General features: G+C 71.8%; 12 protein-coding genes and 1 riboswitch. Of the genes, 1 reads left to right on the forward strand and 11 read right to left on the reverse strand.

The window, feature by feature from the left end:
- Positions 1 to 102: 102 nt before the first annotated feature.
- The 7 genes from ACN9M0_RS14000 to ACN9M0_RS14030 form a co-directional block, all read right to left on the reverse strand.
- Positions 103 to 1,017, reverse strand: coding sequence for a Ppx/GppA phosphatase family protein (locus ACN9M0_RS14000; protein ID WP_366037872.1), 915 nt, complete (start codon positions 1,015 to 1,017; stop codon positions 103 to 105).
- A complete protein-coding gene (locus ACN9M0_RS14005; RefSeq protein ID WP_366037873.1) occupies positions 1,014 to 1,553 on the reverse strand; it encodes a DUF501 domain-containing protein in 540 nt (179 codons plus the stop codon). The genes ACN9M0_RS14000 and ACN9M0_RS14005 overlap by 4 nt, the downstream gene beginning before the upstream one ends.
- 22 nt (positions 1,554 to 1,575) lie before the next feature.
- Positions 1,576 to 2,046, reverse strand: a complete 471-nt coding sequence (locus ACN9M0_RS14010; RefSeq protein ID WP_189805618.1) for an FtsB family cell division protein — start codon at positions 2,044 to 2,046, stop codon at positions 1,576 to 1,578.
- Between the two features lie 90 nt (positions 2,047 to 2,136).
- The gene (gene eno / locus ACN9M0_RS14015) at positions 2,137 to 3,423 is read right to left on the reverse strand and encodes a phosphopyruvate hydratase (RefSeq protein ID WP_189835128.1); all 1,287 of its coding nucleotides are present in this window, start codon (positions 3,421 to 3,423) and stop codon (positions 2,137 to 2,139) included.
- A 333-nt stretch (positions 3,424 to 3,756) separates the two neighbouring features.
- Entirely contained in the window at positions 3,757 to 4,479 is a 723-nt protein-coding gene (locus tag ACN9M0_RS14020; protein WP_366037874.1) for a transglycosylase family protein, read from the reverse strand.
- A gap of 3 nt (positions 4,480 to 4,482) precedes the next feature.
- Positions 4,483 to 4,656, reverse strand: a riboswitch (cyclic di-AMP (ydaO/yuaA leader).
- 258 nt (positions 4,657 to 4,914) lie between these two features.
- Positions 4,915 to 5,943 carry a transglycosylase family protein gene (locus tag ACN9M0_RS14025; protein WP_366037875.1) on the reverse strand — a complete coding sequence of 343 codons (1,029 nt, stop codon included), beginning with the start codon at positions 5,941 to 5,943 and terminating at the stop codon, positions 4,915 to 4,917.
- Between the two features lie 93 nt (positions 5,944 to 6,036).
- Positions 6,037 to 7,320, reverse strand: coding sequence for a cytochrome P450 (locus ACN9M0_RS14030; protein WP_399698755.1), 1,284 nt, complete (start codon positions 7,318 to 7,320; stop codon positions 6,037 to 6,039).
- Positions 7,321 to 7,431: 111 nt separating this feature from the next.
- On the opposite strand from ACN9M0_RS14030, the gene ACN9M0_RS14035 reads away from it, so the two are divergent.
- Entirely contained in the window at positions 7,432 to 8,643 is a 1,212-nt protein-coding gene (locus ACN9M0_RS14035; RefSeq protein WP_366037877.1) for a globin domain-containing protein, read from the forward strand.
- Positions 8,644 to 8,651: 8 nt separating this feature from the next.
- On the opposite strand, the gene ACN9M0_RS14040 is transcribed toward ACN9M0_RS14035, so the two are convergent.
- The 4 genes from ACN9M0_RS14040 to ACN9M0_RS14055 form a co-directional block, all read right to left on the reverse strand.
- Positions 8,652 to 8,870: a hypothetical protein gene (locus ACN9M0_RS14040; protein WP_399698751.1), complete on the reverse strand. Its 219-nt coding sequence runs from the start codon at positions 8,868 to 8,870 to the stop codon at positions 8,652 to 8,654.
- A complete protein-coding gene (locus ACN9M0_RS14045; RefSeq protein ID WP_366037879.1) occupies positions 8,867 to 9,826 on the reverse strand; it encodes a nucleoside triphosphate pyrophosphohydrolase in 960 nt (319 codons plus the stop codon). Before ACN9M0_RS14045 ends, ACN9M0_RS14040 begins: the two co-directional genes overlap by 4 nt.
- Before the next feature lie 40 nt (positions 9,827 to 9,866).
- On the reverse strand, positions 9,867 to 10,511 hold the full coding sequence (locus ACN9M0_RS14050; protein WP_366037880.1) for a SurA N-terminal domain-containing protein: 645 nt from the start codon (positions 10,509 to 10,511) through the stop codon (positions 9,867 to 9,869).
- 80 nt (positions 10,512 to 10,591) lie between these two features.
- Positions 10,592 to 11,599, reverse strand: coding sequence for a glycosyltransferase family 2 protein (locus tag ACN9M0_RS14055; RefSeq protein ID WP_366037881.1), 1,008 nt, complete (start codon positions 11,597 to 11,599; stop codon positions 10,592 to 10,594).
- Positions 11,600 to 11,646: the final 47 nt, after the last annotated feature.

The following is an 11,646-nucleotide window of genomic DNA, read 5'->3' on the forward strand; positions in this document are numbered from 1 at the left end:
GGCCTAAAGACCTTCCTCGGGCGCCATCGGGGCCCTTTTCCTTGTGAAGAACTTCACGAACTTTCCCGACGACATCTCGCCGGGGGCGTCGATAGATGCCCGCTATGCCGCGGATAGGGCGATCCCATCGAGGATGTCGTGCTCGCTGACGACGACCTCGTGGGCTCCGACCCGCTCGACGATCTCCCGCAGGACCAGCGCCCCGGCGATGATCACGTCGACCCGGCCGGGGTGGATGACGGGGATCGCGGCGCGCTCGTCGTGGGTGGAGGCGAGGAGCCGCTCGGTGACCTCGGCGACCTGTGCGGCCGAGATCCGGGAGTGGTGGACCTTCTCGGAGTCGTACTCCGGCAGTCCGAGGGCGATCGCGGCGACCGTCGTGACCGAGCCGGCGAGCCCGACGAGGGTCTCCGCCGTGTCGATCGGCACGGTTCCGGCGGCCAGGTCGAGCGCGGCGCGGACGTCGGCGCGGATCGCGGCGACCTCCTCGGCGGTCGGCGGGTCGTGGCGGACGTGCCGCTCGGTGAGCCGGACGCAGCCGATGTCGACGGAGCGGGCGGCCTCGACGTGCTTGTTGCCGACCACGAACTCGGTGGAGCCGCCGCCGATGTCCACGACGAGGCGCCGGTCGTCGCCGCCCAGTGAGCCGGTGGCGCCGGTGAAGGAGAACGCGGCCTCCTGGTCGCCGGTGATGACCTCGGGCTCGACGCCCAGGATCTCCACGACCCCGTTCACGAAGTCCGCGCGGTTCTCGGCGTCGCGGGAGGCGGAGGTGGCGACGAAGCGGAGCCGCTCGGCGCCCAGCTCCTTGATGACCTCGGCGTACTCGCGGCAGGCCGCGAAGGTCCGCTCCAGCGCCTCGGGCGCGAGCCGGCCGGTCTTGTCGACGCCCTGCCCGAGCCGGACGATCGTCATCCGCCGGTCCAGCTCGATCAGGTCACCCGTGTCCGGGTGTACGTCGGCGACGAGGAGGCGGATGGAGTTCGTACCGCAGTCGATCGCGGCGACCCGAGTCACTTCGCGTCCTCTTCCTTCTCCGCGCACGGGTTCACGCACGGGCCCTTCGCCCACCACTCGGGCAGCATCGCGAGGGCCTCGTCGCCGAACGGGTTGACACCCGGGCCGGCCACCAGCGAGTGGCCGACGAGGACGTGCAGGCACTTGACCCGGTCCGGCATGCCGCCGGCGCTCGGGAAGCCCTCCAGGACCTCGATGGCGTCACGGCGGGCGATGTAGTCCTCGTGCGCGGCCCGGTAGGCGGCGGCGAGCTCCGGGTCGGTGGCGAGCCGGGCCTGCATCTCCTTCATGACCCCGTTGGCCTCCAGGGTGCCGATGGCCGAGGCCGCCCGGGGGCAGGTCAGGTAGTACGTGGTGGGGAACGGCGTGCCGTCGGGGAGCCGGGGCGCGGTCTCGACCACGTCCGGGTTGCCGCACGGGCAGCGGTGCGCGATGGCGCGCAGGCCGCGGGGCGGGCGCCCGAGCTGGAGCTCGAAGGCGGCGATGTCCGTCCCGGTGGGCTCGGTGCGTTCGGTCTGCGGAGGGGGCGTTTCCATGTCTGCCTTGCTCGTCAGGTCGTTACGGGCGGTCGGCGTGGTCGACGCCGTCCCAGAGGTTGTCGTACCAGGGTCGGTCGGCCGCGCCCTGGTCGGCGCGGGGCCGTTGCTCCGCGTCGGGGTCGTTCACGGTGAAGCCGGTCTCGCCGGGGAGCACGTAGTGCAGGTGCTCGCGGGCGAGGCGGCGGACGTAGGCGGGGTCCTGGAGGCGGGCCTTCTCGTCCTTCAGTTCCTCGACCCGCCGGGCGGCCTCGGCGGCCCTGCGTTCCTGCTCGGCGATCTCGCCCTGCTGGGAGACGTAGCTGCGCATCGGGTAGGCGAGCGCCACGACGAGGGAGCAGACCACGAGGGCGAGGAAGGCCGCGCGGCCGGTGAGCCGGGAGCGGCGGGCCTGGCGGCGGGTCTGGGAGCGGTAGACACGGGCGGCGGTCTGCTCACCGAGCAGCCTGATCCGGGTCGCGGTCGAGAACCGGTCCCGGTCCTTCGCGGCCATGTCGTGTCGCCTCCCCTGTTCACGCGTACGTCCCCGCACACGGTACGGGACCGAGTGCGGGGACGGACGGAACTACCGGGTGTGACGCTGTCAGCCCTTGAAGCGCGGGAAGGCGCTGCGACCGGCGTAGACGGCGGCGTCGTCGAGGATCTCCTCGATGCGCAGCAGCTGGTTGTACTTGGCGACGCGGTCCGAGCGGGCCGGGGCGCCGGTCTTGATCTGACCGCAGTTCACGGCGACCGCGAGGTCGGCGATGGTGACGTCCTCGGTCTCGCCGGAGCGGTGGGACATCATGCACTTGAAGCCGTTGCGCTGGGCCAGCTCGACGGCGTCCAGGGTCTCGGTCAGCGAGCCGATCTGGTTGACCTTGACCAGGAGGGCGTTCGCGGTGCCCTCCTCGATGCCGCGGGCCAGGCGCTCCGGGTTGGTGACGAAGAGGTCGTCGCCGACGATCTGGACCTTGGCGCCCAGCTTGTCGGTGAGGACCTTCCAGCCGGCCCAGTCGTCCTCGAACAGCGGGTCCTCGATGGAGACCATCGGGTACGCGGAGACGAGCTCCTCGTAGTACTCGGTCATCTCGGCGGCCGAGCGGGACTTGCCCTCGAACTCGTACTTGCCGTCCTTGTAGAACTCGGACGCGGCGACGTCGAGCGCGAGCGCGACGTCGGAGCCCGGGGTGTAGCCGGCCTCCTTGATGGCCTCGACGATGAGGTCGAGGGCGGCGCGGTTCGACTCGAGGTTCGGGGCGAAGCCGCCCTCGTCGCCGAGGCCGGTGGAGAGGCCCTTGCGCTTCAGCACGCCCTTGAGCGTGTGGTAGATCTCGGCGCCCCAGCGGAGGGCCTCGGAGAAGGACTCCGCGCCGATCGGGGCGATCATGAACTCCTGGATGTCCACGTTGGAGTCGGCGTGCGACCCACCGTTGAGGATGTTCATCATCGGAACGGGCAGCAGGTGCGCGTTCGGGCCGCCCAGGTAGCGGAAGAGCGGGAGGTCGCTGGCCTCGGAGGCGGCGTGCGCGACGGCGAGGGAGACGCCGAGGATGGCGTTGGCGCCGAGCGAGCCCTTGTTCTCGGTGGCGTCCAGGTCGAACATGGCCTGGTCGATCAGGCGCTGCTCGGTGGCGTCGTAGCCGACGAGCTCCGGGCCGATCTGCTCGATGACGGCGAGGACGGCCTTCTCGACACCCTTGCCGAGGTAACGGTTGGGGTCACCGTCGCGAAGCTCGATGGCCTCGAAGGCACCGGTGGAGGCGCCGGACGGAACAGCAGCACGGCCGGTGCTGCCGTCGTCGAGGCCGACCTCGACCTCGACCGTGGGGTTGCCTCGGGAGTCCAGGATTTCCCGGGCTACGACGACGTCGATGGACGGCACGAGCATCTCCTTTTTGGGATGTGACGCTGGATGTGACGCATGGCCGGTGCAGGGTCGCTCGGCCTTGCGACAAGAGCCTAACCGGCTCGGGGGCTCCCGCCCCCCGTGCGCCCGCCCCCTGGGACGAAAAAGGACCCAAGGGCATGCATCCCGGGACGAAGGACCCCAGATCTACTGGGCAGTAATCGCGGAGTCGCCCCGGAACGGGGGAACCCCGGTCCGGAAACGGGGGAACCCCGGTCCGGCGTGCACGGGGGAAGGGCACGCCGGACCGGGGTGGTCACCGCGGGAGGGTCGTCGGGGCCGCGTGAGCCGCCGGACTCACGCGAGCCGCCTGGCTCACTTCAGGTGGAGCTGCTGACCCGGGTAGATGAGGTCGGCGTTCTCGACGACGTCCTTGTTCAGCTCGAAGAGCTTGGCCCAGCCGCCCTTGACGCCGTGCGCCTGGGCGATCTTGCTGAGGGTGTCGCCGGCGACGACCTTGTACTCGCCGTCGCCCTTCTCGACCTTCTTGCCGGTCGGCGTGGTGACGGTCTTCTTGGCGGCCTTCGGCGCGGCCTGCTGCGTGACCTTCTTGGGGGCCTGGCGCTGCTGGCTGCGGGTGGTCGGCTGCTCGGTCTCGCGCGGCTGCGGAGCGGCCTGCTGGGGCTCGCTCTGCTGCGGGGTCTCGGCGGCGCCGCCGTCGTAGGAGGCGCCGGAGAGGCCGACGCCGCAGCTCGGCCAGGCACCCTTGCCCTGGCCCGCGAGGACCTTCTCGGCGACGGCGATCTGCTGGGACTTCGAGGCCAGGTCGGCGCGCGCGGCGTAGGCGGTGCCACCGAAGGCGGCCCAGGTGGAGTTCGTGAACTGCAGGCCGCCGTAGAAGCCGTTGCCGGTGTTGATGGCCCAGTTGCCACCGGACTCGCACTGGGCGACGGCGTCCCACTCGGAAGCGGTGGCGGCCGAGGCGGTGCCCGCGGTCAGCAGCGGGGCGGCGACGGCGACACCGGTGACGCCGACGAGCGTGGCGACCTTGGTGGCCTTCGAGGGACGACGGTGTTTGCCCTTGGCGGAAAACAGCATGGGAATTCTCCTCACCGACGCCTGTGAGGTGAGCTGTCGGGTTCGGGCCGGAAAGTTGCCCGGCCGCGTGTCCTTGCACGCGGCTTCACCCCAAGCCGGTCGTCGGCCGTCTGTCTCAACGGCCGGGCCCGGCACTTACCTTGGGTCCCCCACTCCTGCCTTCGGCGCTTGCGCGACGACTGTTCCCATCGGCCGACGGCAGGATTCGGCGTTTCGGTCGACGGGGCCCGCGGTGGCGAGCGGTGACGACCGTAGACACAGACCCACCGGATGTTCAAAGAGGCCCATTGCGGAAATATCGCCCCTGCTTGCCCTCCGGTGGGCGGCGTTTGTGCAGGTGAGAGGTGACAGAAGCAAAGTTTGCGGACGTGACACGCCAGTTGGGACGAAGAGACTCATGTCTCACTTGCCCAGAACCGGACATAAGCCCGCGAACTAACCTGCCGTCGCCGCCGAACCCGCCGTCAGGTCGAGGCTCTGACCAGGCAGGATGAGGTCCGGATCGAGGCCCACCGTCTGCCGGTTGGCGTCATAGAGGGCGGTCCAGCCGCCGGGGAGTTCGTTCTCCTGCGCAATGTCGGACAGGCTGTCACCCGGCCGCACGGTGTACTCGCCCGAAGTGCCCTGACTGTCCGTTGCGTCCGTATTCTTCGATTCGTCAGTCACCGGAGTGGCGTCGACGTTATCCGCGGGCTTGTCCGCGCCCGATGCATGACGGCCCGATTCGACCGAGTCGCCCTTCTTGTCGGATTCCTCCGGTGCGGCGTCGCCCCGGTGCTTGCCGGTGCCGGGCGTGGCCGACGGCGCGTCACCCTTCGGCGCGTCGGGCGAAACCGGCGTACCGGGCGTAACGGACGCGTCGGGCGTGCCCGGGGCCGCCGGGGTGGTGGGCGCGGCCGGGGTCGTCGGCGCGGCGGAGCCCGCCGGAGCGGTCGGCGTCGCGGGGGTCGCGGACGGGGTGGACCCCTCCGTGGCCTTTCCTGTCCCCGCGGGGGCCGTCGGCGCGCCCGCGGTGCGGTCGGACTCCGGGAGGGGGCCCGTGGGGGCCGTCGGGACGACTGTCGGGCCCGGGTCCACGCCGGTGGCCTTGCCGTCGTTCTTCAGGCCGGCGATCGGCGCGCAGGTGGCCCACTCGGTGCTGCCCTTGACGAACGCCTTCTCGGCCACCGCGATCTGCTGGGCGCGGCTGGCGAGGTCGGGGCTGGGCGCGTACGCCAGGCCGCCGTTCCGCTCCCAGCTGTCCTGGGTGAACTGGAGGCCGCCGTACATCCCGTTGCCGAAGTTGGCGCTCCACTGGCCGCCGGACTCGCACTCGGCGACCCGGTCCCAGGTGGAGGCGTCGGCGGCGGAGGCGGATCCGGTGGCGAGCAGCGGCAGCGCCATGGCGGATCCGGTCACGCCCGCGGCGACGACGAGGGCGGGGGCCTGACGGGGGCGACGGTGTCGTCCGTTCCCGGAACGCATAGAAGCGCCTTTCGCGTGACGGCTGAGACTGCGGCGAACGTAGCCGCATTCGAACGTCCGTCACAAGTCGATGGCGCCACGATCACACGAAGATCACATTTCTGATGGCTCGTCAGTGGTAAGGAGTGGTACGGAAGGGGCGAACTCCACCGGAAGCGTGCGCAAACCACGCATGATGAGCCCTCCGCGCCACCGCAGTTCGGCCGGATCGGCGGCAAGTCGCAGGTCCGGAAGCCGAGTCAGCAGGGTCGCGAGCGCCGTCTGCCCTTCGAGGCGGGCGAGCGGCGCGCCCAGGCAGTAGTGGATGCCGTGTCCGTACCCGAGGTGCTGGTTGTCGCGCCGAGCGAGGTCGAGGGTGTCCGGCCCGTCGAACCGCTCCGGGTCCCGGTCGGCGGCGGCGAGCACCACGAGCACCGGGTCGCCCGCCGGGATCTCCTGCCCGCCGACGGTCAGCGCCCGCGTCGCGTACCGCCAGGTCGCCATCTCCACGGGCCCGTCGTACCGCAGCAGCTCCTCGACGCCGGTCTCCAGGAGGCCGGTCTCCCCGGCGGCGAGCGAGGCCTGGAGCCGCTCGCGCTGCTCCGGGTGGCGCAGCAGCTGGTACACGCCGTTGCCGATGAGGTTCACGGTCGTCTCGAAGCCTGCGAAGAGCAGGATGAAGGCCATGGCGGCGGCCTCGTTCTCGGTGAGGTGCTCGCCGTGGTCCGAGGCCTTGATGAGCCCGGAGATCAGGTCGTCGCCCGGGTCGAGCCGCTTGCGGTGGATGAGCTCCGCGAGATAGCCGCGCATCTTCTTCACGGACCGGGCGACCCCGCCGCGCGGACCGCCGCCGTGCCGGATCATCATCCCGGCCCAGTCCCGGAAGTCGTCCTGGTCCTCCTCGGGCACGCCGAGCAGGTCGCAGATCGCGTAGATGGGCAGCGGGAAGGCGAACTCGTGGATGAGGTCGGCGCTCCCCTTCGCGACGAAGGAGTCGATGAGCCGGTCCGTCAGCTCCTGCACGCGCGGCGTGAACTCGGCGACCCTGCGCGGGGTGAAGGCCTTCGACACGAGCCGCCGCAGCCGGGTGTGGTCCGGCGGGTCGATGTTGAGCAGATGCGTCATCAGCTCGGCCTTGCGCTCGCCCGGGATGCCCGTCTTCCCCTTCGCGTGCGGGGACTCGTCGTGGTGCGCGGGGTTCTTGGAGAGCCGCTGGTCGGCGAGGGCCTGCCGGGCGTCCGCGTACCGGGTCACGAGCCAGGCCTCGACCCCGCTGGGCAGCCTCGTCCGGTGGACGGGCGCGTGCTCCCGCAGCCAGGCGTAGGCGGGGTACGGATCGCTGGCGAACTCCCAGGTGAAGAGCTCGGGGGCGGGGGCGGGGCCGGGGGTCGTACTCACGCCACGACCGTACAGGGCGGCCCCGGAGGAAACGTCCGGGCGGAACCCGGGAGGCACGTTCACGGAGAACCCGTGATCAAGCGGGACAGCTCGTGCCCTAGATTCTTGTCAGTGGATCCTCAGCTGCTCAGAAGCACGTTCGCGATCGTCGAGAGACGCGCCGAGCACGCCGTCACGTTCTTCTACTCGCACCTCTTCTGGCACAACCCCGGTGTGCGCGAGCTCTTCCCCGAGGACATGCTCCCCCAGCGGGACCGGCTCTTCGCCGCGCTCACCCATGTGGTGACCCACCTGGAGTCCCCGGGGCTCGCGGTGTACCTGGGCCAACTTGGCCGTGACCACCGCAAGTTCCTCGCCTCCCCCGCGCTGTACGCGGCCGTCGGGTCGAGCCTGCTCGCCGCCTTCGCGCACGCCGCCGGCGCCGCCTGGACGATCGAGGCGGAGAAGGCCTGGGGCGAGGCGTACGGGCACGTCGCCGACCTCATGCTCGCGGGCGCCGACGCGGCGGCCGGGGCCGGGGAGCCCGCCTGGTGGGACGCGGACGTCGTCCGGCACGAGCGGTACGGCGCGGACCTGGCCGTGCTGACCCTGCGGCCCCGGCAGCCGCTGCCGTTCCGCCCCGGCCAGTACGTCAGCGTCAGCTCGCTGCGGGTCCCGCGCGTCTGGCGCACCTACTCCCTCGCGGACGCGCCCCGCCCGGACGGCACCGTGGAGCTGCACGTGAGCCGGATCGCGGGCGGCGCGATGAGCACGGCGCTGGTCGAGGAGACGGGTCCGGGCGAGGTCCTGAGGCTCAGTGCCCCCGGCGGCGGGCTCGTCACCCGGACGCCGCCCGGCGGACTCCGTACCTATATATGCGGGGGTACGGGCTGGGCCCCGGTGCGGGCGCTGCTCGCGGAGGCCGCCGAGGCCGAGCCGGAGCTCGAAGGCCGGCTGTTCGTGGTGGCCCGCGCCAAGGAGTACCTGTACGGGCGCGCGGACGCCGAGCTCCTGGGGGAACGCCTCCCCGGCCTCAGCGTCACCTACATCACGGCCGCGCCCCGGCAGCGCCGGGACCAGGCGACCGAGCGGCTGCTCCAGGCGCTGCGGGCCTGCGTCCACTGGTCCGCGCACGACGTGTACCTCGCCGGGCCGCCGGCCTTCGTGACGGAGGTCTCCGAGGTCCTGGAGGAGCTGGGCACCGACCCGGCGCGCATCCACCACGACACCCTGCCGTCCGTGGGCCGCTTCTCCACCCGCCCGAGCACCGCCGCCGAACGCCTCCTGGGCCCCCCGACCCCCCTCTGGCACAACCCGGAGGCCCGGGCACCGCACGAGGCCTGAGCCGGGCGTCAGTTCCGGGCCGGGCCCCGGGCGCGGGTGCGCCGGCGCCATACGGCGAACCGCGCCAGTTCCACGGCGGCCCACAGCGCGAGCAGCCCGCAGCCGATCCGCACCCACCCCGGACTGCCGCCGCTCGCCGCCTCCCACCCGGAGAACAGGAGCATCAGGGCCGTCACACCAGACGCCTCGGCGACGCGCGGCTTCCGCGGGCCCGGCGCCGCGCTCACAGCCCCTCCGCCGCCCGGATCGCGTCCCGGTACGTCCGGGCCGCAGCGCGCAGCGCCGCCTCCGGGTCCACACCCGAGGCCTCCACGCGGGCGGCGAGGGCGAGCAGTTCGTAGCCGATGCCCTCGCCCGCCGGGAGTTTCACGTCGAGGCCCGCCGCCCGGACCCGCCCCGCGAGCTTCGCGGCGAGCGCGAGCCCCGGCTGCCCGAGCGGCACCCCGTCCGTCACGGACTCCCGCTGCTTCTCGATCGCCTTGGTGCGCTGCCAGTGCGCCGCCACGTCCTCGGGGGTCTCGGCCGTCGCGTCGCCGAAGACGTGCGGGTGCCGGTGGATCAGCTTCTCGACGAGCGTCCCGGCGACGTCGTCCACGGAGAACGGTTCCTCCGCGTCCTCCTCGGCGATCCGGGCGTGGAAGACGACCTGGAGGAGGACGTCCCCGAGCTCCTCGCGCAGCTCCCGCCGGTCGCCCTCCTCGATCGCCTCGACGAGTTCGTACGCCTCCTCGATGGCGTACTTGGCGAGCCCCTGGTGGGTCTGGCGCGAGGTCCAGGGGCACTCGCGGCGGATGCGGTCCATGATCTGCACGAGGTCGAGGAGACGGGCGCCCGGCAGGTCGTACGAGCCGGGCAGCAGCTCCAGGTCGGGCATGGAGACGCGGCCGGAGCCGGCGAGCCGGGCGAGGCCGTCGGTCAGCGCCCTGTCCCCCTCGCCGGAGGGCAGCAGCAGGACCGTACGGTCTCCGGCGCAGGCCTCGACGAGCTCCTCGGCGGTGGGCCGGACGTGCTCGACGGCGACGCCGGCCTCCCGCAGGTACGGCAGCTGGGGGTGGTCCTCGTCGGGGCAGAGCACCCGGTCGGCACCTTGCAGCGCCTGCCAGGCGGGCCAGGACAGGAGTCCGGGGGCCACGCGGTGGCTGGCGGTGAGCAGGACGATGCGGCCGGGGCTCTCAGAAGTCACCCCTCGAACCTACCCCGGGTCTGGGGCCGCCGGGCGCCCCCTACGCACCGGCCGGGGCGGCTGCCGGGTCCTGGCTGATCTGGCGGAGCCAGGGGGCCTTGGTGTCGGCGAGGCGGACCTGGGCGTCGTCCCAGGCGCCGTAGCGCGGGTTCACGTCGATGGCGAGTTCCTCGGAGGCCTTGGAGAAGACCTCCGTCAGCTTCTTCTGGCCCTCGGCGTTGTCGGTGACGCCCAGCTTCTGGGCGATCTTGTTCATGAGGACGTTGCGGCGGACGAAGGCGTCGATCTGGTCGGGCGCCACGCCCTGCTCCTGGAGGAGGACGGCCGCGAGCTGGTCCTCGCCGCCGCCCTGGCGGACGAAGGAGGTCCGGGTCTGCTGCAGTTCGGCGCGGGTGACGGTGACGCCGTTGTCCCGGGCGACCTTGTCGACGACCCGGTCGAAGATCATGACGTTGAGTTTGCGGCGGCTGAGGTCGCCGGTCGCGGCGACCAGCTGGGCGGACTGCGGCGAGGCCGCCTGCGCGGTCCGCACGTCCTTGACCTGGGCCTGGAGGCTGGAGACCTCGATCCGTTCGCCGCCGACGACGGCTGCCGCTCCTGGGTGGGCGTCACTGCCGCAGGCGGTGAGCAGCGGGGCCGCGGCGAGGAGTGCGGCGGAGACGGTGAGCGCAGTGCGGCGGTGCAAAGGAGCCTCCCGGGCTGGTCGTGCGTCAGTTGAACGACCTTGCGGTGATCGATGGTAGGGAGTCGCCGGGGCCGGAGCCACTACTTCGGAGCGACTGTTTCCCACAACGACTCACCCGTCGCCCGGGTGTCGGCCCGTACCGCGCGTGTCTCGGGCCCCGTCCCGGGCCCCTCGTACGTCTCCTTCAGCAGGTAGTGCGGGCGCCGCTTCACCTCGTAGTAGATGCGTCCGACGTACTCGCCGATCAGTCCGGCCATCACCATCTGCACACCGGCGAGGGCGGTGACGGTGACGAGGAGGGTGACGTAGCCGGGGGTGTCGACGCCGTTGACCAGGGCGTCGCCGACGATCCAGGCCGCGTAGGCCAGCGCCACCGAGACCAGGAGCAGCCCCAGGTAGACGGCGGCCCGGAGGGGCTTGTTGTTGAAGGAGAGGAGTCCGTCGAGGCCGTAGTTGAGGAGCTTGCCGAAGGACCACTTGGAGCGGCCCTGCTCACGGACGGCGTTCTCGTAGGAAAAGGTCGTGGTGCGGAAGCCGACCCAGGAGAAGAGGCCCTTGGAGAAGCGGTTGTACTCGCCGAGGCCGAGGACCGCGTCGACGGTGCGCCGCGACAGGAGCCGGAAGTCGCCGACGCCGTCGACGAGCTCGACGTCGACGAGCCGGTTGATCGCCCGGTAGTAGAGGCGGGCGGTGAGGGTACGGGTGACCCGGTCGCCCTCGCGGGTGCGGCGGGCCACGACCTGGTCGTACCCCTCGGCGTGCAGGGCGACCATGCGGTGCACCAGCTCCGGCGGGTGCTGGAGGTCGGCGTCCATGATCACGACGGCGTCGCCGGCGGCGTGCCGGAGCCCGGCGAGCATCGCGGCCTCCTTGCCGAAGTTACGGCTGAAGGAGAGGTAGCGGACCCGTTCCGGGTCGCGGGCGGCGAGCTCCTGGAGGAGCGGGAGGGTCCCGTCCCGGCTTCCGTCGTCCACGTAGACGAGCTCGAACTCCCCGTCGAGACGGGAGAGTTCGGCGGTCACATGGTCGTGGAAGCGGGCGAGGACGTCCTCCTCGTTGAAGCACGGGACGACGATCGAGAGCAGCACGCGGACCACGACAACGGAGCCCGGTGTCCCGGCCGGTCCGGGTGGAT

Origin of the sequence: Streptomyces sp. R-07 (assembly GCF_049913175.1) — a bacterium.
Taxonomy (GTDB): domain Bacteria; phylum Actinomycetota; class Actinomycetes; order Streptomycetales; family Streptomycetaceae; genus Streptomyces.

What these genes read in the sequence shown, in the direction of transcription:
- ACN9M0_RS14005 (WP_366037873.1), bottom strand. Translation starts at nt 1,553, where the DNA reads ATGGAAACGCCCCCTCCGCAGACCGAACGCACCGAGCCCACCGGGACG.
- ACN9M0_RS14010 (WP_189805618.1), bottom strand. Translation starts at nt 2,046, where the DNA reads ATGGCCGCGAAGGACCGGGACCGGTTCTCGACCGCGACCCGGATCAGG.
- eno (WP_189835128.1), bottom strand. Translation starts at nt 3,423, where the DNA reads ATGCTCGTGCCGTCCATCGACGTCGTCGTAGCCCGGGAAATCCTGGAC.
- ACN9M0_RS14020 (WP_366037874.1), bottom strand. Translation starts at nt 4,479, where the DNA reads ATGCTGTTTTCCGCCAAGGGCAAACACCGTCGTCCCTCGAAGGCCACC.
- ACN9M0_RS14025 (WP_366037875.1), bottom strand. Translation starts at nt 5,943, where the DNA reads ATGCGTTCCGGGAACGGACGACACCGTCGCCCCCGTCAGGCCCCCGCC.